The organism is Tabrizicola thermarum (genome assembly GCF_003574395.1).
Lineage (GTDB): Bacteria > Pseudomonadota > Alphaproteobacteria > Rhodobacterales > Rhodobacteraceae > Tabrizicola > Tabrizicola thermarum.
In genome coordinates this window covers 12,273-37,412 of the sequence record NZ_KZ984537.1, presented here as the reverse complement: position 1 = coordinate 37,412, position 25,140 = coordinate 12,273, and the positions used below count along the sequence as shown (strand labels likewise).

22 protein-coding genes are annotated in these 25,140 nt (G+C 68.3%); 10 read left to right on the top strand and 12 right to left on the bottom strand.

The features are described from left to right. Positions 1-39 precede the first annotated feature (39 nt). Entirely contained in the window at positions 40-2,880 is a 2,841-nt protein-coding gene (locus tag D5084_RS02210) for an error-prone DNA polymerase (RefSeq protein ID WP_128513877.1), read from the top strand. Between the two features lie 518 nt (positions 2,881-3,398). Continuing rightward, complete coding sequence (gene selD / locus D5084_RS02205) at positions 3,399-5,579, top strand: selenide, water dikinase SelD (RefSeq protein WP_128513876.1); 2,181 nt, start codon at positions 3,399-3,401, stop codon at positions 5,577-5,579. Here the strand turns inward: selD and mnmH are convergent. Continuing rightward, positions 5,569-6,621, bottom strand: coding sequence for a tRNA 2-selenouridine(34) synthase MnmH (gene mnmH / locus D5084_RS02200; protein ID WP_128513994.1), 1,053 nt, complete (start codon positions 6,619-6,621; stop codon positions 5,569-5,571). The two genes, selD and mnmH, sit on opposite strands and share 11 nt — an antisense overlap. A gap of 88 nt (positions 6,622-6,709) precedes the next feature. Here mnmH and D5084_RS02195 point away from each other — a divergent pair, with 88 nt between their 5' ends. After that, positions 6,710-7,327 carry a DUF1287 domain-containing protein gene (locus D5084_RS02195; protein WP_202910022.1) on the top strand — a complete coding sequence of 206 codons (618 nt, stop codon included), beginning with the start codon at positions 6,710-6,712 and terminating at the stop codon, positions 7,325-7,327. A gap of 86 nt (positions 7,328-7,413) precedes the next feature. On the opposite strand, the gene D5084_RS02190 is transcribed toward D5084_RS02195, so the two are convergent. Together D5084_RS02190 and argE are read right to left on the bottom strand one after the other, a co-directional pair. Continuing rightward, positions 7,414-7,824 (bottom strand): fasciclin domain-containing protein, encoded by a 411-nt coding sequence (locus tag D5084_RS02190; protein ID WP_128513875.1) that lies wholly within the window; start codon positions 7,822-7,824, stop codon positions 7,414-7,416. Between the two features lie 239 nt (positions 7,825-8,063). Further along, the gene (gene argE, locus D5084_RS02185; RefSeq protein WP_128513874.1) at positions 8,064-9,212 is read right to left on the bottom strand and encodes an acetylornithine deacetylase; all 1,149 of its coding nucleotides are present in this window, start codon (positions 9,210-9,212) and stop codon (positions 8,064-8,066) included. A gap of 108 nt (positions 9,213-9,320) precedes the next feature. On the opposite strand from argE, the gene D5084_RS02180 reads away from it, so the two are divergent. Together D5084_RS02180 and D5084_RS02175 are read left to right on the top strand one after the other, a co-directional pair. Then, positions 9,321-10,022, top strand: a complete 702-nt coding sequence (locus D5084_RS02180) for a hypothetical protein (RefSeq protein WP_128513873.1) — start codon at positions 9,321-9,323, stop codon at positions 10,020-10,022. 105 nt (positions 10,023-10,127) lie between these two features. Then, positions 10,128-10,952, top strand: a complete 825-nt coding sequence (locus D5084_RS02175) for a hypothetical protein (RefSeq protein WP_128513872.1) — start codon at positions 10,128-10,130, stop codon at positions 10,950-10,952. A 65-nt stretch (positions 10,953-11,017) separates the two neighbouring features. On the opposite strand, the gene rbsK is transcribed toward D5084_RS02175, so the two are convergent. The 3 genes from rbsK to D5084_RS02160 are packed head-to-tail and all read right to left on the bottom strand — an operon-like array spanning position 11,018 to position 13,449. Then, entirely contained in the window at positions 11,018-11,935 is a 918-nt protein-coding gene (gene rbsK / locus D5084_RS02170; protein ID WP_128513871.1) for a ribokinase, read from the bottom strand. Position 11,936: 1 nt separating this feature from the next. Next, positions 11,937-12,389: an RbsD/FucU family protein gene (locus tag D5084_RS02165; protein ID WP_128513870.1), complete on the bottom strand. Its 453-nt coding sequence runs from the start codon at positions 12,387-12,389 to the stop codon at positions 11,937-11,939. A gap of 10 nt (positions 12,390-12,399) precedes the next feature. Continuing rightward, positions 12,400-13,449 (bottom strand): ABC transporter ATP-binding protein, encoded by a 1,050-nt coding sequence (locus D5084_RS02160; RefSeq protein ID WP_128513869.1) that lies wholly within the window; start codon positions 13,447-13,449, stop codon positions 12,400-12,402. Positions 13,450-13,737: 288 nt separating this feature from the next. Between D5084_RS02160 and D5084_RS02155 the strand changes: the two genes are divergently transcribed. The 4 genes from D5084_RS02155 to D5084_RS02140 all read left to right on the top strand — a co-directional run bounded on the left by D5084_RS02155 (position 13,738) and on the right by D5084_RS02140 (position 18,062). Beyond that, complete coding sequence (locus tag D5084_RS02155) at positions 13,738-15,363, top strand: extracellular solute-binding protein (protein WP_128513868.1); 1,626 nt, start codon at positions 13,738-13,740, stop codon at positions 15,361-15,363. A gap of 73 nt (positions 15,364-15,436) precedes the next feature. After that, positions 15,437-16,540 (top strand): carbohydrate ABC transporter permease, encoded by a 1,104-nt coding sequence (locus D5084_RS02150; protein WP_238382496.1) that lies wholly within the window; start codon positions 15,437-15,439, stop codon positions 16,538-16,540. 7 nt (positions 16,541-16,547) lie between these two features. Beyond that, complete coding sequence (locus tag D5084_RS02145) at positions 16,548-17,513, top strand: carbohydrate ABC transporter permease (protein WP_128513867.1); 966 nt, start codon at positions 16,548-16,550, stop codon at positions 17,511-17,513. Positions 17,514-17,606: 93 nt separating this feature from the next. Then, positions 17,607-18,062 carry an RbsD/FucU family protein gene (locus D5084_RS02140; RefSeq protein ID WP_128513866.1) on the top strand — a complete coding sequence of 152 codons (456 nt, stop codon included), beginning with the start codon at positions 17,607-17,609 and terminating at the stop codon, positions 18,060-18,062. A gap of 85 nt (positions 18,063-18,147) precedes the next feature. Here the strand turns inward: D5084_RS02140 and D5084_RS02135 are convergent, their stop codons facing one another. The 4 genes from D5084_RS02135 to D5084_RS02120 are packed head-to-tail and all read right to left on the bottom strand — an operon-like array spanning position 18,148 to position 22,251. Further along, a complete protein-coding gene (locus tag D5084_RS02135) occupies positions 18,148-18,885 on the bottom strand; it encodes a creatininase family protein (RefSeq protein WP_128513865.1) in 738 nt (245 codons plus the stop codon). Further along, the gene (locus D5084_RS18825) at positions 18,882-20,357 is read right to left on the bottom strand and encodes an FGGY-family carbohydrate kinase (protein WP_128513864.1); all 1,476 of its coding nucleotides are present in this window, start codon (positions 20,355-20,357) and stop codon (positions 18,882-18,884) included. Before D5084_RS18825 ends, D5084_RS02135 begins: the two co-directional genes overlap by 4 nt. Then, positions 20,354-21,442: a M42 family metallopeptidase gene (locus D5084_RS02125; RefSeq protein WP_128513863.1), complete on the bottom strand. Its 1,089-nt coding sequence runs from the start codon at positions 21,440-21,442 to the stop codon at positions 20,354-20,356. The genes D5084_RS18825 and D5084_RS02125 overlap by 4 nt, the downstream gene beginning before the upstream one ends. Continuing rightward, entirely contained in the window at positions 21,439-22,251 is an 813-nt protein-coding gene (locus D5084_RS02120; protein ID WP_128513862.1) for a BtpA/SgcQ family protein, read from the bottom strand. The genes D5084_RS02125 and D5084_RS02120 overlap by 4 nt, the downstream gene beginning before the upstream one ends. Before the next feature lie 66 nt (positions 22,252-22,317). On the opposite strand from D5084_RS02120, the gene D5084_RS02115 reads away from it, so the two are divergent. Then, positions 22,318-23,364 (top strand): aldo/keto reductase, encoded by a 1,047-nt coding sequence (locus tag D5084_RS02115; RefSeq protein ID WP_128513861.1) that lies wholly within the window; start codon positions 22,318-22,320, stop codon positions 23,362-23,364. Positions 23,365-23,415: 51 nt separating this feature from the next. Here the strand turns inward: D5084_RS02115 and D5084_RS02110 are convergent, their stop codons facing one another. Next, positions 23,416-24,378, bottom strand: coding sequence for a sugar phosphate isomerase/epimerase family protein (locus D5084_RS02110; RefSeq protein WP_128513860.1), 963 nt, complete (start codon positions 24,376-24,378; stop codon positions 23,416-23,418). After that, complete coding sequence (locus D5084_RS02105) at positions 24,375-25,106, bottom strand: GntR family transcriptional regulator (protein ID WP_128513859.1); 732 nt, start codon at positions 25,104-25,106, stop codon at positions 24,375-24,377. The genes D5084_RS02110 and D5084_RS02105 overlap by 4 nt, the downstream gene beginning before the upstream one ends. Between the last annotated feature and the right edge of the window lie 34 nt (positions 25,107-25,140).

The window sequence follows — 25,140 nt, the reverse complement described above, 5'->3', positions numbered from 1 at the left end:
CAAAATGTTCCCCATTTGTTCACGCCATGCGAGTCGCCCGTGCCCTTCGTCGAACTCTCCGCGCTGTCGAACTTCACCTTCCTCACCGGGGCCTCCCACCCCGAGGAGATGATCCTGCGCGCCGCCGAGATGGACATGCCCGCCCTCGCCATCGCCGACGTGAACTCCGTCGCCGGCATCGTCCGCGCCCACACCAGGGCACGCGAACTCGCCCGCGACGGCGGCCCGAAGATCCGCCTGATCCCCGCCGCCCGCATCGTCCTGACCGATGGCGTCCAGGTCACGACCCTTCCCCGCGACCGCGCCGCCTGGGGCCGCCTCTGCCGCCTCCTCAGCCAGGGCCGCCTCCGCGCCGCCAAGGGCGACTGCACGCTTCACCTCACAGACCTCCTCGACTGGGGCGAGGGGATGGAGATGCTCCTCCTCCCCCCCGACCAGCGCCTGACGCTGGCCGAAACCGGCACCACCGCCGACCCGAAACTCTGGCAGGCCCAGGCCCGAAGCCTCGCCCAACGCTTCCCCGGCCAGGTCTCCCTCGCCATGGCCCCGCGCTACGACGGCCAGGACGCGACCCGCTTCCAGCACCTCGCCCGCCTCGCCGAAACGCTGAACATCCCCACCGTGGCCACCGGCCTGCCCTTCCTGCACCACGGCAGACGCCGCCGCCTCGCCGATGTCCTGACCGCGATCCGCCTCGGCGTCCCCGTCGACAAGCTCGGCCGCCGCGCGCTCCCGAACAACGAAGGCCGCCTGCGGTCCGAACCGGAAATGCTCCGCCTCTTCGCCGGGCACGAGGCGGCGGTCCACCGCGCCGGGGAAGTTGCCGCCCGCGCCGCCTTCTCGCTGGACGAACTGCAATACCAATACCCCTCCGAGGTCACCGGCGGCGAAACCGCCGCCCAGCGCCTCGCCCGCCTGGCCGAGGCGGGCCTGAACTGGCGCTACCCCGAAGGCCCGCCCGACAGGGTCCGTGCCCAGATGGCCCACGAACTCGCCCTCATCGCCAAGCTGCGGTACGAGCCCTACTTCCTCACCGTCCACGACATCGTGGACTTCGCCCGCAAACGCGGCATCCTCTGCCAGGGCCGCGGCTCGGCCGCCAATTCCGTCGTCTGCTACGCGCTTGGCGTCACCTCCGTCTCCCCCGAGATCGGCACCATGGTCTTCGAACGCTTCATCTCCGAGGCGCGGAACGAACCTCCCGACATCGACGTCGATTTCGAACACGAACGCCGGGAAGAGGTGATCCAGCACATCTACGAAAAATACGGCCGCCACCGCGCGGGCCTTTGCGCCACGGTCATCCACTACCGCGGCAAACGCGCCGTGCGCGAGGTCGGCCGCGCCATGGGCCTCAGCGAGGACACCCTCGCCGCCATGTCCAGCCAGATCTGGGGCTGGGGCGGCCCCGGTGCCGTGACCGAGACGCGGCTCAGGGAAATCGGCCTCGACCCCGCCGACCGCCGCCTCCGCCAGGCCATGCAGCTCATCGACGAAATCCAGGGCTTCCCCCGGCACCTGAGCCAGCACGTCGGCGGCTTCATCATCACCGAAGGCCGCCTCGACGAACTGTGTCCGGTGGAAAACGCCACGATGGAGGACCGCACCGTCATCCCCTGGGACAAGGACGACATCGACACGCTGAAGATCCTGAAGGTCGACATCCTGGCGCTCGGGATGCTGTCCTGCATCCGCAAGGCCTTCGACCTCCTCCAGCAACACCATCACCAGCACTTCACCCTGGCAACCCTGCCCCCGGAAGACCCGGAGACCTACCGGATGCTCTGCCGGGCCGACTCGCTTGGCGTCTTTCAGGTGGAATCCCGCGCCCAGATGAACTTCCTGCCCCGGATGCGCCCGAAATGCTTCTACGACCTCGTGATCCAGGTCGCGATCATCCGCCCGGGGCCCATCCAGGGCGACATGGTCCACCCCTTCCTGCGCCGCCGGAACGGGCAGGAACAGGTCAGCTTCCCCTCGGACGAACTGGGCCGCGTGCTGGGGAAAACCCTCGGCGTGCCGCTCTTTCAGGAACAAGCCATGCAGATCGCCATCGTCGGCGCGGGCTTCACGCCCGAGGAAGCCGACCGCCTGCGCCGCTCGCTTGCCACGTTCAAGAAACACGGATCGGTCAGCGAATTCCACGACCGTTTCATCGGCGGGATGCTGGCCCGCGGCTATGACGAGGATTTCGCGAAACGCTGCTTTGCCCAGATCGAAGGCTTCGGCAGCTACGGCTTCCCCGAAAGCCATGCGGCGAGCTTCGCGCTCCTCGTCTATGCCAGCGCCTGGATCAAGCGCCACCACCCCGGCATCTTCGCCTGCGCCCTCCTCAACTCGCAACCGATGGGCTTCTACGCCCCCGCCCAGATCGTCCGCGATGCGCGCGAACACGGCGTGACCGTCCTGCCGCCCTGCATCAACGCCAGCCACTGGGACAACCGGATGGAATGGCTCGACCGGCCCGGCCAGCCGCCCGAACTGGCGCTGCGCCTTGGGTTCCGGCAGATCAAGGGCATCGCGGAAGAGGACGCCCGCTGGATCACCGGCGCGCGCGGCAACGGCTATCAGACCGTGCAGGACGTCTGGCGCCGCGCCGGGGTCAGCCGCGCCACCCTGACGCGCCTCGCCGAAGCCGACGCCTTCGCCGCCCTGGGCCTTGCCCGCCGCGACGCGCTCTGGGCCGCCGAGGCGCTCGCCGAAGGGTCGCCCCTCCCCCTCTTCGCCGCCGACATGGACGGCGAGGGGATCACCGAACCCGCCGTGCAGTTCCGTGAAATGACCATGGGCGAAGCCGTGGTCGAGGACTACGTCGCCATGCGCCTGACACTCCGCGCGCATCCCATGGCGCTTCTCCGGCCCTGGCTGGAGGCTGCCTGAAAAGGGGGGCCACCTCGGGGCCCGTCGAGGGCCCGCTCGGCGGCGCATCCGCGGATCCCTCCTGACGCGCCAGCGCCAGGTGGCCGATGTCGGCGCCTCCGGCGGGAGTATTTGGAAAAAGAGCAAATCCAGGGCGATGCGGGGCAAGCAATGCACCCCGGCGGTCGGCACCACTACAGTGCGAAGGGAGAGCTTCCCACGCCGCCGGGGCGACTTGCCCTTTTGCGGTCATCGGGACTCCTCCCTGTACCGCCCCGAAAGAAGATCGGAAAAAGGTAAAGAAAAAGGAAACGCAGCTTGCTCTTTTCAACAAATACTCCCGCCGGAGGCTCCCACGACCTCCACCCGCACAGGGGTCGGGAAAGCCGCCGAACCGCTCCCCCAGCACCGCGGAGACCAGCGGCGACGGCAGCGCAGGCGACCCAAGAGACTTGCCGCGACTGCGGCGCCGCTTGATGGGCGCTGGCCCGGACGCGCGCCTTCCGCTATGCCTCGCCCAGCACGACCGCGAGAGCCCGATGACCCCAGCCTTCCCCCAGATCAAAGACCTCGTCCTCATCGGCGGAGGGCACACCCATGCGCTGGTCCTGCGGATGTGGGCGATGAACCCGCTCCCCGGCACCCGCCTCACGCTCATCAACCCCGACCCCGCCGCGCCCTATACGGGAATGCTCCCCGGCCTCATCGCCGGGCACTACCGGCGGGAGGAGCTGATGATCGACCTCGTCCGCCTCGCCCGGTTCGCTGGTGCCCGCCTGATCCTCGACCGCGCGACGGGCATCGACCGCGACGCCCGGCTGATCCACCTCGCCAGCCGCCCGCCCCTGCCTTACGACCTTGCAGCCATCGACATCGGCATCACCTCCGACCTGCCGTCGCTGCCGGGGGCCGCCGAGCACGCCGTCGCCGCCAAGCCCCTTGGCCGCTATGCCCAGGCCTGGGAGGCCTTCGTTGCCCGGCACCCCGACGCCCCGCGCATCACTGTTCTCGGCGCGGGCCTCGGCGGGGTGGAACTTGCCCTCGCCTCTGCCCACCGTCTTGGACAAGGCGCCCGGGTCACCCTGATCGACCGCGCTGCGGACTTCCTGCCCACGTTCTCCCCCACCGCGCGCAATACCCTGCGCCGCCGCCTCGCGCAGGCCGGCATCACCCTCCGCCTCGCCACCGAGGTCACCGCGATCACCCGCTCCGCCGTCACCCTTGCCACCGGCGAGACGCTCCCCTCCGACTTCACCCTGACCGCGACCGGAGCCCGCCCGCACCCCTGGCTTGCCCGGACCGGTCTCGACCACCGGAACGGCTTCCTGGTCACCGACGCCACCCTGCGCAGCTCCGATCCGCTGATCTTTGCCGTCGGCGACTGCGCCACCCTTGCCGCAAACCCCCGCCCCAAGGCCGGGGTCTTCGCCGTCCGCGCCGCGCCGGTGCTGTTCCACAACCTCCGCGCCGCGCTGACCGGCAGACCGCTGAAACCCTTCCGCCCGCAGACCGACTACCTGAAGCTCGTGTCTCTCGGGCAGCAGTCGGCCATCGCGGAAAAATGGGGCCTGACGGCCAGCGGCCCGCGCTTCTGGCGCCTGAAGGACCGGATCGACCGCCGGTTCATGGACCGCTTCGGCCCCTACCCCGCGATGCCCGCACCCGCGACCCCGGCCGAGGCCACCGAGGGCCTCGCCGCCCTCCTCGCCCGGCGCCCGCTCTGTGGCGGCTGCGGCGCGAAACTCGGCCCCGGCGTCCTGGCGCAGGCCCTCGCCACCCTTCCCGCCCCCGCGCGCCCCGAGGTCCGCTCCGGCCCCGGCGACGACGCTGCTGTCCTGGCCACTCCGACCGGAGCGCAGGTGCTCACCACCGACCACCTCCGCGCCTTCAGCCACGATCCGCGCCTCATGGCCCGCATCGCCGCCCTGCACGCGATGGGAGACGTCTGGGCGATGGGGGCCGACCCTCAGGTCGCCCTCGCCCAGATCACCCTCCCGCCGCTAGGCCCCGATCTCCAGACCCGGACGCTTGCCGAGATCATGGACGAAGCCGCCGCCACTTTCCGCGAAGCCGGGGCCGACATCGTGGGCGGCCATTCCACCGAAGGAGCCGAGCTGACCATCGGCTTCACCGTCACCGGCACCGCGACCCGCACCATCGGCAAGGGCGGCGCGAACCCCGGCGACGCGCTGATCCTGACGAAGCCCCTCGGCTCCGGCACCATCCTCGCCGCCGAGATGGCCCTCGCCCGGCCGCCCGGCCGGCTGATGGGAGAAGTCTGGGCCGCCTGCATCGGGCAGATGACCCGCGCGCAAGGGTCGGCCGCCGCGATCCTGACGCCCCACGCCACGGCCATGACCGATGTCACCGGCTTCGGCCTTGCCGGGCACCTTCTGGAACTGCTCGACGCCTCGCAGACCGCCGCCACCCTCCGGCTGACAGACATCCCCCTCATGCCCGGCGTGCTGGAGCTTGCGCGTCAGGGCCATGGATCCTCCTTGCAACCGGCGAACCTTGCCGCCGTCTCCTGGCGGATGACCGCCCCGCAGGACCCGCGCGTGGACCTCCTGAGCGATCCGCAGACCGCCGGGGGCCTGCTTGCCGCCGTGCCGTCCGATCAGGCCGAAACGCTTCTGGTCGCCCTCAAGGCCGCTGGCCATGACGCCGCGCTCATCGGCACCGTCACTGCGGGGCCGCCGCACCTGACCGTCAGCGCGTAAGGCCCCGCACCGCCTCGGCCACCCGGGCCGCCAGCCCCGGCAAGGCCTCGGGCCGCAGGTCATCGGCTGCCACCTCGGCCACCGGCACCGCCATCCGCGCCCGGTGCTTGCCGTAGCGGGGGTCGTAATGCCGTTCCATCAGGCTCTCGGCCAGCGCCGCATGCTGCCCTGTCGCCGCCAGCGCCAGCCAGCCCTCGATCACCTCGCCCGGATGCACGGGCCGCAGCAGACCCAGCGTCCCGGCCAGCCGCACGGGGTCCGCCGTCAGATCGGCATAGGCCCGCGCCAGATACTCCGCCCGCACAGGCCGCGGGGCCGCAATCGCCACCCGCGGGGCCGCGACCATCGCCTTCCAGATCTCCGGCGGCAGACGACAATTGCCGATCTTCGAACTTTCCGCCTCCACCACCACGGGCCGCGACGGGTCCAGACCGGCCAGGGCCAGCGCCAGCGCCGACTCGAAGGCCTTCTGCGACGGCTGCTCCCCCAGCGCCCCGAACAGCGACCCCCGATGCCGTGCCAGCCCCTCGAGGTCGATCACCTGCACCCCGAAGCCGGGCAACAGGTTCAGCACCTCCGTCTTGGCCGAGCCTGTGTTCCCGTCCAGCACCACCACCGGCGCGCGGACCGGCGTGTCATAGACCTCGCGCACCACCAGCCCGCGCCAGGCCTTGTAGCCGCCCAACAGCGTCTCGACCCGCCAGCCGATCTGGGACAGGATCGTCGCAAACGACCCCGACCGCTGCCCGCCGCGCCAGCAATAGACCAGCGGGCGCCAGCCCCCCGGCTTGTCGGCCAGAGGCCCCTGAAGATGCGCGGAGGCATTCTTCGCCACCAGCGCCGCGCCGATCTTGCGCGCGGTGAAGGGAGAGACCTGCTTGTAGATCGTCCCCACCCGCGCGCGCTCCTCGTCGTCCAGCACGGGCAGAGAGATCGCGCCGGGCAGATGATCCTCGGCATATTCCGCGGGCGCGCGGACGTCGATGATGTCATCGAAGCCATGCGCCGCCAGATCGGCAAGAGAGGTGAGTGTAACGGCCATCACGAAACTCTTACCGACCCCGGCGGAAAGGTGCCAGCCCGCGCGGATCACGGAAAATCCTGACTACCCACGGGGCTGTGAACAGGGCATGATTCGCGCCATGCGGTTCCTGTGCCTCATCCTGTCGCTTCTGGTTGCCGCCCCTGCCTTTGCGGGGTCCGAACCCTCGCGCCTGACCGCCGCCGCGCGGGATCAGGTGGGGGTGACGCTGACCTACGACCCGGCCTATGCCGCGCTGGAGTTTCCGGGCGGCGACATCCCGCGCGACCGGGGCGTCTGCACCGATGTCGTGATCCGCGCGTTGCGCGACGGCTGGGGAATCGACCTGCAACTGGCGGTGAACCGCGACATGAAGGCGGCGTTCTCGGCCTATCCCGCGCTTTGGGGCCTTGCCGGGCCCGATCGCAACATCGACCATCGGCGGGTGCCGAACCTCCAGACGCTGTTCGACCGGATCGGGGCAGGGCTGCCGCTGGACGAAGGCCCAAGGCCCTACCTGCCCGGCGACATCGTGACATGGAAGCTGCCCGGCAACCTCGACCATATCGGCATCGTCTCGGATCGTCGCACCGCGACGGGCATTCCCCTGATCCTGCACAATATCGGCGCGGGCGTGAAGGAAGAGGACATCCTCTTCGCCTATCCGATCACCGGCCACTACCGGATCGGCCAGGCGCAGGCCGACCGGCTTAAGGCGCTGATGTAGGTCGGGCTTCGGCCCGACTCTTCCTGCGAACCGCATGAAAAAAGGGGCCACCGGCCCCCGAACTCGTTACCTTCGCTGTCCGCTGGTCAGGCGGGCATCATCACGGTGTCGATGACGTGGATGACCCCGTTCGAGGCCCCCAGATCGGCCGAGCTGACCTTGGCCTTGCCGACGTGGACGGACCCGTCCTTGCCGGTCACGGTGACTTTCTCTCCGCCCAGCGTGGCGATGTCGGCGGTCTTGCCGGTGAACTCCGACGCCATGTGCTTGCCGGACACGACGTGCAGCTTCAGGATCGCCACCAGCTTGTCCTTGTTCGCGGGCAGGACCAGGTCTTCGACGGTGCCCTTGGGCAACTTGGCGAAGGCGTCGTTCGACGGGGCGAAGACCGTGAAGGGTCCGGTGCTGCCCAGGGCAGAGGTCAGGTTGGCCGCCGTCAGCGCGGTCACAAGCGTCGAGAAAGCCGGGTTGCCGGCAGCCGTTTCAACAATGTTCATGAAAGTCCTTTTATGCGGACGGATGGCCCGCTTCCTTAAAGATGGGGCGCCGCCGGCGGATTGTAAGGCGCGCGCCGGATATATCTGCTGCGGCGCAGAGAAACCGGCGCTTTCCCGCCGGATCGGGCCTGCGGTGTGGGACGGATGGCGCTTGGGCATCGGTAAACAAATGCCTAACGCCCACAGCCAACCCATTGATTTTCAACACTCGAAAAACCGCACCACGCGCGGCGCGGCACTCAGAACCCCGACTCCAGCCGCTCCACCAGCGCCGCCAGCATCCCCCGGCACCGCTCCACCTGCTCGACCGAGACCCACTCGTCCGGCTTGTGCCCCTGGGCCATCGACCCCGGCCCGCAGATCACGGTGGGCACCCCCAGCCGCTGATCGAACAGCCCGCCTTCCGTCCCGAAGGCGACCTTCATCGTCCCGTTCGCCCCCGTCAGCCCCTTCACGAACCGCACCACCTCGGCATCCGTCGGCGTCCCGAGGCCGGGATAGTCCCACAGCCGCTCCACCACGATGGCCGCCTCCGGGAACTCCCCCCGCAAGGGTGCCACGATCGCCTCCGCCTCGGCCTCCAGCCGCCGGATCAGCCCCGCCACATCCTCCCCGGCCAGCGACCGGATCTCGAAATCCAGCGTCGCATGGTTCGGCACGATGTTGACCTGCACGCCCCCCTGCATCTTCCCCACATGCAGCGTCGAGTAAGGCACATCATAGTCCCCATCCCGCTGCCCGGTTGCCGCCACCTCGGCCTGCACCCGCCGCACCGCCGCCAGGAAATCCCCGGCCAGATGCAGCGCGTTCAGCGCCAGCGGGGCCAGCGCCGAATGTCCCTCCCGCCCCCGGCAGGTCGCCCGCAGCGCGACCTTTCCCTTGTGCCCGGTGGCGACCTGCATCCCTGTCGGTTCCCCCACGATGCAGAACCGAGGCTTCACCGGGGCCGCCGCGAGAAGGTCGATCAGCGACCGCACCCCCATGCAGCCGATCTCCTCGTCATAGGACAGCGCGAGATGCAGCGGCACCGTCAGCGGACGGCGGGCGGCCAGCAGCATCGCCTCGACGGCGCAGGCGACGAACCCCTTCATGTCCGCCGCCCCGCGCCCGTAATAGCGCCCGTCTGCCTCGGTCAGAGCGAAGGGCGGCACCGTCCAGGCCTGCCCTTCGACCGGCACCACATCGGTATGCCCCGACAGCATCACCCCCGGAACGCCCTCGGGGCCGGTCGAGGCGAAGAGGTTGGCCTTCCCCCCTGCCGCATCCGGCACCAGAGTCACGGTCATCCCCGCCGCCTCCAGCAAGCCCCGGACATGGTCCATCAGGGCCATGTTCGGCCGGTGGCTGACCGTGTCGAAGGCCAGAAGCCGGTCCAGTATCTCGCGCATGTCGGTCTCTCCTCCTGTCCCTGCTAGCGCGAAATCGAAGGCCCGGAAAGCACCCGTTGACGGCGTTGCGCCCTTGTCGCCGGACGCAGGCTTTGCAAGACTCCGCCCATGCCCGCCGAACACCGCCCCATGCGCCTTGCCGCCCCGATCCTGGCCGCCCTTCTTGCAACCGCGAGCCCTTCCGCGGCCGACCCGGCCAATGTGGCGCCGACCCGATCGGGGACCGACGGGGCAGCCGGGCGGATCGTGCTGGCGCAGCAGACCTATCAGGCGGCCATGCAGCAAGGCGACACCATCCTGCTGCTTGCCGCGATCCGTCTGGCCCGCTCGGTCACGGTGCGACAGCCGACCGGCTGGGCGAAGACGACCGAGGGCAAGCCCGCCGCCGATCAGGTCGTCGGACGGGCCGCAGCCCCCGACCCCGCCTCGCCGCAGGTGCTGGCCATCGCCCAGGCCCTTGCCGGAGAGGATTACGCCCTGCAGGACATCGTCTACGACCTCGACGCGCAGCGGCCCCACGGACGACTGCCCACCGCGATAAAAGCGATGTCCGATCTTGCCGGAGGACAGGCCGACACCTGGCGTATCGCCCTGTTCGGCGACGTCGCGGCCGAGCTTGGCCTGATCGGCGACGGCGACACGACGCTGGACCTGACGGTCACGGATGACAGCGGCAACATCGTCTGCGCCCTGCCGCCCGGGACCACCCCGGCGCTGTGCCGGTTCACCCCCGCGCGCAACGGCTTTTTCAGCGTCAGGATCCGCAACCATGGCGAGGTGCTGAACAGCTACCAGCTGGTCGGAAGCTGAGGTGACGGCATTTGTCACATCAAGACATCTTCTCAACCCGGGAAAGGTCTGCAAGGATCGGCCCGTCACGTTCTATGCCGGGACGGTGAAACCCCAGGATTCGCCATGACACCCAGGACATTTGCCCTTCTGATTGCCACGACCGCGATTGCCGCGTTGACCCTGCCTGCCGTCGCACAGGACAAGACCGGCCCGAACCTGGGCTCCCCTGCGGCTGATGCTGCGATGGGCGGGGCCGCGACCATGGGGCTTTCACAGGACCTTTACGCCTTTGGTGCAGCGCAGGGCGATGCGCTGACGGTGCTGGCCGCGGCCAAGCTGGCGGCCTCGGTCGAACTGAAACCGGCCGAGCCTGCCGCTCTCGACCCCGCGAAGATCGCCTTCGCCGAAGGGGATCAGGCAACCTTCGCGAAGAAGGCAGCCCCCGCTGCAGCCCCCGCCGCCCCCGCGCCGATGATGAACGACGGCACCCCGCGCGCGGTGGCCAAGGCCACCTTCTTCTCCGCCACCTCGGATGACGAGGGTGCCGCCGAAGCGCCCGTCACCGCCGAGACGATGTTCGCCAAGGCCAAGGAGCTTGCCGCCGATGACGAGGCGGTGCTGGGCCTGATCGAGGACGCGATGGCCGAGGGCTCGCGCGGGCGGATCGGTGGGGCGGTCGAATGGCTGTCGCGCCTGCCTGCCGGCCAGACCGATGTCTGGGAAATTCCCTACTACGGCAATTCCTATGCCGAGGTGGCCGTGGTCGGCGACGGCGATGCCAACCTGGACGTTGCGGTGACGGACGAGAACGGCAACGTCATCTGCTACGATGTCAGCTGGTCGGACAAGCTCTACTGCGACTGGACTCCGGCCTGGGACGGCTATTTCTACGTCACGGTGCAGAACACGGGCGGGTCGCGGAACAGCTATTACCTGCTGACCAACTGACCCCCTTCCGCTGATGAAGACGGCCCGGGGGCTTCACCCTCCGGGCCATTTGCTTGCCCGGCCGATCACCGCGTCAGGAGCGCGTCGATTTCCGCCCGAGCGGGCATCGAGGGCGCGGTGCCCGGCCGGGTGACGGAAATCCCTGCCGTCGCGCAGCCAAAGCGCACCGCGTCGATCACATCCTTCCCCTCGGCCAGCGCCACGGCAAAGCCGCCGTTGAAGGCATCGCCCGCGCCCGTGGTTTCCACCACAGGCCCGGCCGAGATCACCGGGACATGCACGGTGCGGGCTGCGTCATGATACAGCGCGCCCTTGTCGCCCAGCGTGATGACCACCGCGCCCACGCCCCGCGCCAGCAGCGCCGCCGCTGCCGCCTTCGCCTCGTCGACCGAGGTCACCGGCAGACCTGTCAGCGCCTCGGCTTCGGATTCGTTCGGGGTGACATAGTCGCAAAGCGCCAGCATCTCGTCCGGCAGGCTGGCCGCAGGGGCCGGGTTCAGGATCGTGGTCACGCCCGCCGCGCGCGCGATCTGCAACGCGCGCAATGCTGCCGGGATCGGCTGTTCCAGCTGGGTGACGAAGATCGCGGCGGACCGGATCAGATCGGCCTCCTCCTCGACATCCTCGACCGAAACCCGCCCCGCCGCCCCGGGCGAGACGATGATCGCATTGTTGCCAGTGGCGTTCTCGATGAAGATATAGGCGGCACCCGTATAGCTTTCGGCATCCACCTTGACCTCGGGCACGACGCCAGCCCTGGCCCAGGTCGCCCGCGCGATGTCGGCAAAGGCATCGTCGCCCAGGCGCGTGATGAAATGCACGCGGCCCCCCGCCATCGCCGCCGCGACGGACTGGTTCGAGCCCTTGCCCCCCGGCCCCAGGACGAAGGACGTACCGAGGATGGTCTCGCCCATCTTCGGCTGACGTTCGGCGCGATAGGCGGTGTCGGCGACGAAGATGCCAAGGATCACGATGGGTTTCATGTCACGCCTCCGGTGGGATCACGCCCTTGCGGAACATGAAGCAGCCGTAGAAGCGGCGCTCGCCGGTCTGGATCACGGCATAGGATTTGCGCGCCATGTCGTAGAAGGCAAAGCGTTCGATCCCGATCATCGGGCGCGGACGGCCCTCGGCGCGGTCGATCTCGGCCTGGACCTCCCTTTGCACGGGCGGAATCTCGTCCGGCGCGCCGACGACCTCCATCCGGCCCGCGAAATCCGCGACGAAGGTGTCAAGCGGCAGGACCGACAGGATCGCGTTCACCGCCTCGGCGCAGGTCAGGTTCTCCATCCGCAGAAGCTTGCCCGTCACCGTGGCCCGCGCAACCGAATCCGACGGAAAATTGGTGTCCGCAACGATCAGCACGTCGCCGTGGCCCATCGCGCGCAAGGTGGCCAGCACCTCGGCGTTCAGCCGGTTGTCTATTCCTTTCAGCATCTCTCCCCCCTTACAGCCGCCGGCCCGAGGCCCTGTCGAATAGATGCGCCACGGCGGCGTCGGGCGCCAGTGTGATCGTGGCCCCCGGCCCGAAACTTACCCGGTTCCGGAAAACCGCCGTGACCTCGCGGCCCGGAAGGCGGACGACGACATGGGTTTCCGACCCCGTCGGTTCGACCACGGCCACCGTGCCGGTCAGGCCCTGCGCCGCCTCGGCCAGATGCTCGGGCCGGATGCCGTAGACCACCTCGCGGCCCTCCTCGGCGGCCACCCCCGGAGGCAGGGGCAGGCTGGCCCCTGCAACCTCCACCCGCCCGCCCGCAATTCGGCCGTCCAGCAGGTTCATCGACGGGCTGCCGATGAAGGCCGCGACGAAGGTGTTCGCCGGGCGGTCGTACAGTTCCAGCGGCGCGCCGACCTGCTCGATCCGGCCGCCCTGCATCACGACGATCCGGTCGGCCATCGTCATCGCCTCGATCTGGTCGTGCGTGACATAGACCGTGGTCGTCTTCAGCCGCTGGTGCAGCTCCTTGATCTCGGTGCGCATCTGGACGCGCAGCTTGGCGTCGAGGTTCGACAGCGGTTCGTCGAACAGGAACACCTGCGGGTCGCGCACGATGGCCCGGCCCATCGCCACGCGCTGGCGCTGACCGCCAGACAGCGCGCGGGGATAACGGTCGAGGTAGGGGGTCAGCCCCAGAATCTCGGCCGCGCGTTCGACCTTTGCCCGAATCGCCGCCTTGTCCATTCCGCGCATCTTCAGCGCAAAGCCCATGTTCGCGCCCACGGTCTTGTGCGGGTAAAGCGCGTAGTTCTGGAACACCATGGCGATGTCACGCTCGGACGGGGGCAGGTTGTTCACCCGTCGCGCGCCGATCAGGATGTCGCCCGCCGTGACTTCCTCCAGCCCCGCGATCATCCGCAACAGGGTGGACTTTCCGCAGCCCGACGGCCCGACCAGCACGACAAAGGCCCCGTCCGGTATGTCCAGATCCAGCCCGTGGATGACCTGCAAGCCGCCATAAGTCTTGCGCAACGCGCGGATCGTCACCTCGGCCAAGCGCGCCCTCCCCTGTTTCCCGCGACAAGTGGTAACCCAGTCATGCCGGGTCTGTCCATCCGCTGACCATACTAACATGTTAGAATCTTGACAGGTCCCTGTCGCCTTGCGAAGCTGCCAGTTGTCCGCTGCGAAACTGGGGAGAGGGAGACCCCGACCGTTCAGTGGCCGCTGCGCGGTTCCGGGGGGAGCCGGGCCGCAGGCGGGCTGATGCTGCACCAACGACAACCAGACACCAGGCCGCGACCGGATACCGGCAGCGGGCACGTTCCAGAGGGAGGAGCTACCTTGAAGGTCGAACTTTACGAGATGATGTCCCGGTCGCGGCTCAGCCGTCGCCGGATGTTGCAGGGCTCGGCGGCGTTGGGCGCGATGGCGGCGATGCCGCTGACCGCGCGCATGGCCAGCGCCCAGGACAACCTGCGCGCCGAGATCCTGAAGATCCCGGGCGTAGGCATGGGCTCGCCCACCGATGCCGACTGGCAGAAGGTCGGCGAGATGTGCCTCGGCGCCACCAAGGCCAGCGTGGCCCAAGGCGAATTCGCGGGGGTGGAGCTGACGTTCCTTGGCCTGAACAACCAGAACCTGCACAATTTCCTGTTCCGCGGCTTCCTGAAACCCTGGGAGGCCTATACCGGCGCCAAGATCAACTGGATCGACCTGGCGCAGGCCGACTACAACAGCCGCCTCCAGCAGTCGATCGCCACAGGCACCGTCGATTTCGACATCATCGAGATGGGCGCGCCCTTCGAGGGCGACACTGCGTCGAAGGGCCTTCTGGACGAGATGCCCGATTGGGTGAAGACCCAGATCGAGGCGGACGACCTTGTGGGCTACCTGCAACCCCCCGTGGGGACCTGGGAGGGCAAGACCTACCGCGTCACCATCGACGGCGACTGCCACACCTTCGCCTACCGCAAGGATTATTTCGGCGAGGGTGCCATCGGCGGGGCCGAGGTGCCGAAGACCTGGCAAGAGGTCAACGAGGTCTCGAAGGCGCTGATCGGCAAGACCGATCCGCTGACCGGGCTGCCGGCCTATGGCTATCTTGACCCGCTGAAGGGCTGGGGAGGATTCGGTTTCTACTTCGTCTGCAACCGTGCTGCGGCCTATGTGAAACATCCCGACGACCGGGCCTGGCTGTTCGACCCCGAGACGATGAAGCCGCGCGTCAACAACCCCGGCTGGGTGCAGGCCTTCCAGGACGTGATGGACCTGATCGCCGCCAACGCCTATCCGGCGGACCAGATCAATGCCGACCCCGGCACCACGGCCTTCAGCCAGTTCCTTGCGGGCACGGGCTCGATGCTGATGTGGTGGGGCGACGTGGGGTCATCGGCCCGGACCTCGGACACCTCGGTCGTGGGCGACGTGGTGGGCTTCGGGATCAACCCCGGCTCGACCCGCCGCTACAACTCGGCCGCCGGCGCCTGGGAGGAAACCGCGAACGAAGCGCCTGTCATGGCCTACATCGGCTGGGGCATCTATGTGACCAGCCGCGTCTCCGGCGACGAGAAGAAGCGCAAGGCCGCCTGGTCGGCTGCGGCGCATCTGGGCGGCAAGGACATCTCGCTGTGGACGGCGGCCTATCCGTCCGGCTTCCAGCCCTACCGCAACTCGCACTTCAACTTCGACGAATGGGAAGCGGCGGGCTATGACCGGGCCTTCATCGAGGATTACCTCGGGTCGAACGCCGACAGCTACAACCACCCGAACGCCGCGATCGAGCCGCGGATCCCGGGGATCTTCCAGTACTACTCGGTGGCCGAGGACGAGTTGGCCAAGGGCTTTGCCGGGCAGTACAAGTCGGCGCAGGAAACCGCGGACGCCATCGCCGCCGCATGGGAAAAGATCACCGACCAGATCGGCCGCGAGAACCAGATCAAGCTCTACAAGGCCAGTCTGGGAATGTGATCCCGACCCGTGAACACCGGGGCGCGCGGGGCGAACCCGCGCGCCTTTCATCGCCAGGGGCAGAGGCAGGCAGGTGAGCGGCAACGATCAACTTCACGTCGTGACCAGCGACGACATCTCGGACAGCCGCCGACGCCTGGGCCGGATGCTTGTCTGGGGGTCGGCGGGCCTCATGGCGCTTGTGGCGCTGGCGCAGACCGCGCAGCAGATGGGCTGGAGCGACTTCGGTTTCACCAACTGGCGCCCGACGCTTTACGCCTATTGCCTCTGGGCCACCGCGCTCTGCTGGGCGCAGGTCATCACGCGCGGCGAACAGGGCAAGCGCACGCTCTTCGTCCTGCCCGCGGCACTGTTCGTCGTCTCGCTGACCGTTTTCCCGCTGTTGTTCGGGCTGGTCATCGCCTTTTCCAACTGGAACCTCTCCAGCCTTTCCGGCCGCCAGTTCAACGGCACCGCGAATCTGGTGCAGATGTGGCACGACCCGTTCTACTGGAATGCACTGGGCAACATGGTGATCTATGTGCTGGCGATCGTGGTGGAATATGCCATTGCCTTCGGCCTGGCGCTTATCCTTGCGGGCCAGATCCGCGCGCGCAAGTTCTGGCGCGTGGCCTTCCTGATGCCGCTGATGCTGTCGCCGGTCGCGGTGTCCTGGATGATCGGCAAGTCGATGCTGGAACCCCGCTTCGGCCCGCTGGCGCGCCTCGCCCGCAGCCTCGGCGTCGAGAACCCGAGTTTCTTCGAGTCCCCCTGGATGGCCAAGCTGACCATCATGGTGCTGGACGCCTGGACCTTCATCCCCTTCATGATGATCATGCTGCTGGCGGGCCTGCAGGCCATCCCGAAGGAACTGCAGGAAGCCAGCAAGGTCGACGGCGCGACGGGCTGGAAAAGTTTCTGGGAGATCACCTTCCCGCTGATGCTGCCGGTGTCCGTGACCGCGATCCTGATCCGCATCATCTTCAAGCTGAAGCTGGCCGACATCGTCATCACGGTCACTTCGGGCGGGCCGGGGGGCGCGACGGACACTGTCACCAGCTTCATCTTCCGCGAATACCGGGAACGGTCGAACGTGGGCTACGGCACCATGCTGGCGATGGTCTATCTGGTGCTGATCGTCATCGCGATGACGGTGCTGATGAAGCTCGCCAACCGCCTGACGAAACCCCGGACCTGAGGGACAGATGACCGACACCCCCGTCCAGATCTTCCGCGACAGCGACACCGACCGCGGCTTCCGCATGAAGTGGTGGGCCAGCCGGGTCGCGATCTACGGCGTTCTTGTCTTCTGGGCGGTGATCTGCCTGTTCCCGATCTACTGGACCGCGACGACCAGCTTCAAGCTGGCCGCGAACGTGATGCAGGGCCAGATGATCCCCTGGCCCGCCGACTGGACGCCCGAGGGCGACTGGGCAAAGAAGCTGTTCTACGCGCCGAAATGGAAGGGCTGGGAATCCATCGGCCTGTCGCCCCAGACCCTGCAACAGGAAAGCACCGTCCGGGCCGAGTTCCTGAAGCGGTTCGGCAATTCGGCCATCGTCTCGCTGACGGCCTCGACGCTGGCGGTCGTGCTGGGGACGATGGCGGCCTATGGGTTGTCGCGGTTCCGCTACAGGTTCGGCTGGATGAAAAACGACGACATCCTGTTCTTCTTCCTGTCGCAGCTGATCCTGCCGCCCGTCGTGCTCGCCCTGCCCTTCCTGGTCCTTTACAAGGAGCTGGCGCTTCTCGACACCCGGATCGGGCTGATCCTTCTCTACACCCTCTCGGTCCTGCCCATCGTCATCTGGATCATGAAGGACCAGTTCGAGACCATCCCGACCGAGCTGGAGGAAGCCGCGCTGGTGGACGGGCTGTCGATCTGGGGGGCGTTCCTGACGATCATCGTGCCCATCGCCCTGCCCGGCATGGTGGCGGCCTTCATCCTGTCGCTGGTGCTCACCTGGAACGAGTATTTCTTCGCCGCCCTCCTGACCTCGACCCACGCCAATACCCTGCCGGTGATGGTGGCCAGCCAGACCGGGTCGCAGGGGATCAACTGGTGGTCGATGGCGGCGCTGTCCTTCGCGGCGATCCTGCCCCTGATCGTGATCGGAGTCGTGCTGGAGCGGTTCATCATCAAGGGCATGGCGGCGGGGGCCGTGAAGTAGAACCGCGCGCGGCGCGTTTCTGGGCGTCAATGAAATCAAGGGTTTGGCTGTGGGCATTCATGATTTGGTAACACTCTGCGGGCCCGTGCAGACATGCTGAAAGGGATCGACCAGAGACTGTCGGCCGAGGTGGTGCATGTCCTGATGCTGATGGGGCATGGCGATGATCTGGTGATCTGCGATGTCAACCACCCGGCGGCGACCATTGCGGCAGAGACGACCTATGGGCGCCTGATCGACATGGCGGGATGCGACATCCCCACGGCCGCAAGGGCGATCCTGACGCTGATGCCGCTGGATACCTTCGTCCCGGCCCCGGTCCAGCGGATGCAGGTGGTGGGCAACCCGGACGGGCAGGTGCCGATCTTCGCCCGGATGCAGGCGGTCGTCGATCAGGCCGAGGGGCGCCCGGTGCGCATCGCGGCGCTGGAGCGGTTCGAGTTCTACGCCGCCGCCAAGCAAGCCTTCGCGATCATCCGCACCTCGGACTCCGGCCCCTATGGCTGCTTCATCCTGAAGAAGGGCGTGGTGGAGTTGCCCGAGTTGTGATGCCCCGGGGATGCCTCCTCGTGCGCCTTCGGCTTACCGTCGGAGGGTCAGCGAGGAGGGACGAAGTCCACCGACGAGCGGGTTTTCAGGCGAGACCCAGCACCTGCCGCAGATGGGTCAGTGCGATCTGCACGCCCGCTTCTCCCAGTGTGCGGGAGGCCTGATCGGCATCCTCGGTATACCAGTGCCCCCCCTCCAGCGCGCGGTCCATGTCCACCGTGTCGGGGGCAAGCGCCTGCATCAGGGCGGTCTCGCCCTGCCCTGCGTGATCGAAGGGGAAGTCGGCACCCTTGGGAAACAGCGGGTGGATGCGGATCCAGTTGAACGGGTCGGCCCCCTCTGCCTGCCGGGCGTAATAGTCCTGCATCCCCCGGTCGCCCCACCAGCCGGGGCCGCGCGTGCCTTCCAGGAACCGCATGATCGCAGTGCGACCGGCAAGGCGGAAGGCAAGGTCGGTCGGCATCCCCTGATCGAAGCCTTCGGTCTGGTGGTGGATCACGCCACGGATGTTGCGGAAGCCTGCCTTCAAAAGTGCAGTGAACAGCCCCTCGGCCAGTGGCAGGATAGCGCCCGCGTCGATGTGGATCGTGCCGGTCCCTTCCGGCCCCGCGACAGCATGACTTGCCGCGCCATAGGCGAAGGGCGGCAGAGTGATGACGGCATCGCCGAGGCGGTCGAGGACCTCGGTCACCGCCAGAAGGTCCACCCCGGCGGGCAGATGCTGGCCGTGATACTCCAGCACGCCGATGGGCAGGACGACGGGGGTATTCGCCGCGATGGCCTCTTGCAGCTGGTGCGGGCGGAGGCGGGCGAAGTCGGTCACGGCAGGGCCTGCATCAGGTCGCGGGTCTGGGTGTAGAGCCGCTTCCACAGCGGGTATTGCGTGGCATAGGCGGGGACGGCTTCGGGCTGGACCGTGGTCGCGTTCGGGTTCCAGGCCAGGATGTCCTGCGGCTGCGCCGCCCCGATGGCGCAGGCGGCGAGGAAGGCGTCGCCGTAGCTGGCACCGATGGTCTTTTCGCAGACGTGCTGCGGAACGCCGCCGAAGTCGGAGGTGGCTTGCAGCCAGAGCGGGTTCTTCGTGCCGCCGCCGACGGCGAGGACACGGGCGGGGGAGGCGCCGACCTCGGCATAGGTTTCCAGCACATGCGCGGTGCCTGCGGCGATGCCTTCGCAGACGGCGCGGAACAGGTCGGCGCGGGTGTGGGTGAGGTTCAGGCCGAAGAACACGCCGCGGGCGTGCGGGTCGTGGATCGGCGTGCGCTCACCGGAGAAATAGGGCAGGCAGAGGAGGCCCTTGGCGCCCTTGGGGCTTTGGGCGGCCTCGGTGACGAGGGCGGCAAAGTCGGTGTCGCGGGCCAGCTGGTCGCGGAACCAGTGGGTCAGCGTGCCAGAGGTGGCAAGGCCCGCCATCGAGGCATGGGTGCCGGGGAAGAGCCAGGGCGCATACCACAGGCGCGGGTCGCGGACGGGTTCGCCCGTGACCTGGATGATGAAGATGGTCGAGCCATACATCAGCATCATCTCGCCCGGGTTCTGGACGCCGACGCTGACCGCCTCGGCGGCGGCGTCGATGGTGCCGCAGGTGACGGGGGTGCCTTCGGCAAGGCCGGTCTCGGCTGCGGCGGCGGCGGTGATGTGGCCGGCGATCTCGGTGGACCACATGAGGCGCGGGAGTTTGTCGAGGGGGATGATCTCGGGGGCGAGGTCGGCGGTCCAGTCCTGGGTGGTGACGTCGTAAAGGGGCGAGAAGTTGGCGGCGGTGTAGTGGTCGATGACGTATGCGCCGGTCAGCTTCCAGGTGAGGTAGCTGGTCGAGGTCAGGACCTTGGCCGTGCGGGCGTAAAGGTCGGGGTGGGTTTCCTTGAGCCAGAGGATCTTGGGCCCGACGGATTGCGAGGTCAGCGCGTTGCCGCAGCGTTGGTGGATGGTGGCCTCTCCGATCCGGGCGTTCAGGGCGGCGATCTGGTCGGTGGCGCGGGTATCGACGCCGTAGAGGACGCCATTCATCAGGGGTTTGCCTGCGGCGTCCACGGGCAGCATGCAGGGGCCGATGGCAGAGGTGGCGACGGCCTTGATGTCGCTGGGGTTCAGGCCGGACTGGCTGAGGAGGTCGCGGGTGATGTGGACGAAATCGCCCCACCAGTCCTCGTCCGCGCGGTGCTCGGCCCATCCGGCGCGGGGGACGAGCATCCGGTGCGGGCGGGAGGCCTGGGCGGTGATGCGGCCCTTGGCGTCGACGAGGACGCCTTTGGATTCGAAGGTGCCGATGTCGATACCGAGGGTGTGGGTCATCGGGTGAGTTTCAGGTCCGGGGTGATGGCGGAAAGCGCGGTGTCGAGGAGGGTCACGAGGCCTTGCAGGTCTGCCGGGTCCACCACTTCGAGGGCGGAGTGCGAGTAGCGCATCGGGAAGCCGACATCGAGACAGGCGACGCCCTCGGGCCCCGTGAACTGGATGTAGGAAAGGTCGGTGAGGGCTCCGGTATGGGCGGAGCGTTGCAGGGGGAGGTTGGCGGTGGCGGCGGCGGTTTCCAACAGGCGGACGAGGGCGGGGTGGGGGATGACGCCGTTCAGGGTGCCGCGACCGTGGAAGGAGTAGAGCGAGATGCCGGGGCCGCCGCCGAGGGTGACGTCGCCTCGGGCCGTCATGTCGGGGGTGTCGCAGGCGAGGAGGAGGTCGATCTGAAGCGCGATGGCGGGTTGGAGCGCGGTGGCGGCGGGGAGGACGCCGCGGAGGTTGTATTCCTCTTGCACCGACCAGACGAGGTGAAGGATGGGGCCGGGTTTGTGCTGGCGGGCCTCGGCGAGTTTGAGGAGGGCGGCGCAGCCTGCGCGGTCGTCGACCGAGGTGCCGGCGATGCGGCCGTTGGCGAGGGTCAGCGCGCGGGGGAGGTAGGTGACGGGGGTCCCGATGCGGACGCCTGCGGCCTCGGCTTCGGCTTTCGAGGTGAAGCCCGCATCGACGTAGAGCTCGGCGTAGGGGAGGACCTTGTATTTCTCCTCCGGCGAGGTGGCGTGGTGGCTTTTGTTGGCGATGAGGGCGGGGAGGTCCCCGTGGTCGGTGCAGAGGAGGACCGCTTGCGCGGGAAGTGCACGTTCGGGGACGCCGCCGAGGCGTTCGAGGCGGATCAGGCCCGAGGCTTCGATCTTGCGGACGATGAAGCCGAGCTGGTCCATGTGGGTGAAGACCATGACCGGCGGCAGGGCCGAGTCGCCGGGAATCGTGCAGGTCAGGTTGCCGAGGCGGTCGGAGGTGTGCGGCAGGCCGAGGGTGTCGAGGTGTGCTGCGATGGCGGCGGCGACGCGGGTCTCATAACCCGCGAGACCGGGGATCAGCATGAGTTGGGTGGTCAGTTCGGCGACGGAGGGGAGAGTCATTTCCCGCCTCGTGCCGCGCGGGCGCGGGCCATGAAATCGGCGGCGCGGTCGGGGTCGACGGCGGCCCAGGTGTCTCCGCCAACCTTCAGCGCGGAGCCGACGATGCAGCCGTCGGCCACGGCCAGGACATCGGCGATCGTGGCGTGTTTCACCCCGGTGTTGGCGAGGACGGGGGTGGTGGGCAGGACGCGCTTGACGGCTTCGAGGTCCTCCATCCGCGCGGCCTCGCCGGTGATCGCGCCCGAGACGAGGACGGCGTCGGGGATCGAGGAGAAGACGGCGGACCGCGCCCGATCCGGCAGGGGGCGGCGGTCGAGGCTGTCGGCGAATTCGGCCGAGACGTTGTAGAGGCGGGCGACGTCTCCGGCCCCCAGCCGCTGGGCATAGCGGACGGCGGCGCCGGCGTCGGGGGCCCAGATGCCCATGTCAGAGGCATAGGTGCCGGTGAAGATCTCGCGCACGAAGGCGGCACCCGTGGCGGCGGCGACGGCAAGGCTGGCCATCGGGTCCCAAAGCACGTTGACGCCGAAGGGCACGGTGATCTCGTCCCGCAGGCGGCCGATGATGTAGGCCATGGTGGCGGAGGTGGCGGCATCGACGCGCAGCTCGTAGGGCCGGTCGTTTTCGTTGCCGAACATCACCGCGTCGAAGCCTGCGGCTTGCAGCGCGCGCAGGTCGGCGCGGGCGGCGGCGAGGATGCCCTCGACCCCGGCGGCGGCGTCATGCAACGGCGCCCCCGGCGAGGCGCCGAGATGAACCATGGCGATGACGGGCTTGCGGTCGCCGAAAACGGCCTTGAAGCGTGACATTCTCATCCTCCCACGGGGGTCACGCTAACGCGAAAGGCGTTGGACGGGAAGCCGGATCATACTAGCATGTCAGCAGAAACGGAGGCGGGGATGCTGGCCACAAGACACTGGGATCGCCTTGGAAACGGCGGGTTGACCTTTACCGAACTGGGCTTCGGCACGGCGCCTCTGGGCAACCTGTTCCGGGCGATCAGCGACGATGAGGCCCATGCGGTGCTGGAGGCGGCCTGGGAGGGCGGGGTGCGTTATTTCGACACCGCGCCCCTGTATGGGCTGGGGCTGGCCGAGACGCGGCTGAACCGGTTCCTGCGGGGCAAGCCGCGCGACGAATACGTCCTGTCCTCCAAGGTCGGGCGGCTTTTGCGAGCCGTGCCGCCGGGACAGGGCGACGGGGCGGGGAAATGGGTCGATGTGCCCTCGCGCAAGGAGGTCTATGACTACAGCTATGACGGCACCATGCGCAGCCTGGAGTTTTCGCTGGAGCGGCTGGGGCTGGACCGGATCGACATCCTCTATGCGCATGATCTGGACATCTTCAACCACGGCTCGCAGGCGGCCTTGCAGGAACGGCTGGAGGCCTTCATGGCGGGGGGCTACCGCGCACTGGTCGCCTTGCGCGATCAGGGGGTGATCCGGGCCTTCGGCGGCGGGATCAACGAATGGGAGCCCTGCCAGTGGCTGCTGGAGCGCGGCGATTTCGACCTGTTCCTGCTGGCGGGGCGCTATACGCTGCTGGAGCAGGAGGCGCTGGAGAGTTTCCTGCCGCTGTGTCAGGCGCGCGGGGTGGGGATCGTCGTCGGCGGGCCCTACAATTCGGGCGTGCTGGCCGTCGGGCCGAAACCCGGGGTGCATTACAACTATGCGCCCGCGCCGGACTGGGTGCTGGACAAGGCGGCACGTCTGCAAGACGTCTGCGCGGCGCATGGGGTGCGGCTGGTCGATGCGGCGTTCCGGTTCCCCTTGCGGCATCCGGCGGTGGTCTCGGTGATTCCCGGCGGGCAAGGGCTGTCGGAGATGGCGTCGAATTTGCAGGCCGCGCAGGCGGTGATCCCGCAGGCGTTGTGGCAGGCATTGCGGGACGAGGGGCTGATCCGGGCCGATGCGCCGGTCTGAGGGTGGCTCCTGCACCGGCTGCCCCGTCGCACGGGGCAACGACGAGCGGTCTCAGGCGCCGTAAAGCGCGGTCATCACGATGCGGGTGGCGGCGGCGGCGTCCTGACGGGCCTGGGCTGCGGCCAGATCGGCGTTGCCCGCAAGGTCCCGCGCGATGGCGCGCAGGCGGTCGGTCGCGGCGATGTTCGCCCGCGCCTCGCCGACCGGATCGGTGCCGCCATGGTCGGGGAAGGTGTCGAAGTAGATCACCCCGTCATAAGCAAGACGGTCCAGCGCCACGAAGAGTTCGACGGTCTGGACTGGATGCACCGAGCCCGCGATGAGGCCATCGTCGCGCTTGCCGTAGCCGTCGTTCAGGTGGACGCCGAGGATGCGGCTGTGACGGCCCGCAAGCATCGCCGCACGGGCGGGCATCTCCTGGGCAAAGAGCATGTGGCAGAAGTCGAGCGTGACCCCGGTGTTGGGCCGGGCGACCTGCGCCAGGGCCAGCAGCGTCGTCGCCATGTCGGGCATGACCACATGGGCGCGGGGTTCGTTGGGCTTGTATTCCACGGCGATGTCGATGGCGGGGTTGTGGTCGGCGACCTCGGCGATGGCCGAAATGCTGTCGTCCCACATCCGGGCGTAATCGGCCTGGAAGGAATAGTCGAAGCCGTCCTGCCCGAGCCAGAGCGTCATCAGCCGCCCGCCCATCGCCGCCAGCGCGTCGATCCCGCGTTTCGTGAGGTCGATGGCGGCGCGGCGCACCGAGGGATCGGGGTGGCTGAAGGCCCCGAGGCGGAAGCCCGGATCGGTGTAATAGCGCATGGCAAGGCCGTTCAGCGCCATTCCGTGGTCGGAAAGAATGCGGGACAGTTCGGCCGGGGCATGATGGTCGAAATGATCGGGGAAGTTCAGGTCGGCGGCATCGAGGCCCCCGACCTGCGCGGCGGCAGCGATCATCTGGGCCACCGTGTCGCCCTTCCGCTTGAAGGCGTTCAGGCGGGTGGCATAGCGGGGCTTGTTCGGGATCATGGGGCTGCGAAAAGCTCGGGGTGGGCGCGTTCGAGGGGCGCGAGGTAGGTCAGAAGCTGGCGCAGATGGTGCTGGACGGCAAGGCGGGCGGCGGGCGGGTCATGCGCCTCGAAAGCGGCAAGGATCGCGCGGTGTTCGTCGAGCGTGGCCTGAAGGCGGCCCTCCACCGGCAGGATCAGCTGGCGCGCGCGGTGCACCGACAGCCAGGCGGTCTGCGCGACCTGCGGCAGGTGGGGAAAGCCGGTGAAGGACAGCATCATCTCGTGCATCTGGCCGTCCAGCGCCATGAAGCCCTGCCGGTCGCCATCGGCCACCAGGGCCTCTTGCAGGCGCAGGGTGCGGCGCAGGTCGCGCAGCTGGTCCTCGGTGATCCGTTCGGCCACGAGTTCGGCGGCGGCGACCTCGATCGCCTCGCGGATGAAGGCGCCTTCGCGGATGTCGGTCATCGACAGGCGGGTGACGAAGGTGCCGGCCTGGGGGATGACGTCGACAAGGCCATCCGCCGCCAGCCGTGCCACCGCATCGGCCACGGGGCTGCGCGAAACCCCCAGACGCTCGCAGATCTCGGGCTTGCGGATGCTGTCGCCGGGGCGGAAGGCCAGCGTGAGGATCGCCTCTTTCAGGCTTTGATAGACCCGCTGGCCGAGAGAGCCCTGAAATCGGTCGAGAGGCGTCAGCAGGGCCGCGCCATTCTGGTCTTGTGGTCCGGTCGGGGGCCCTTGTAGCATGCTAACATGTTAGACTCAGGCAGGCCACTGTCAA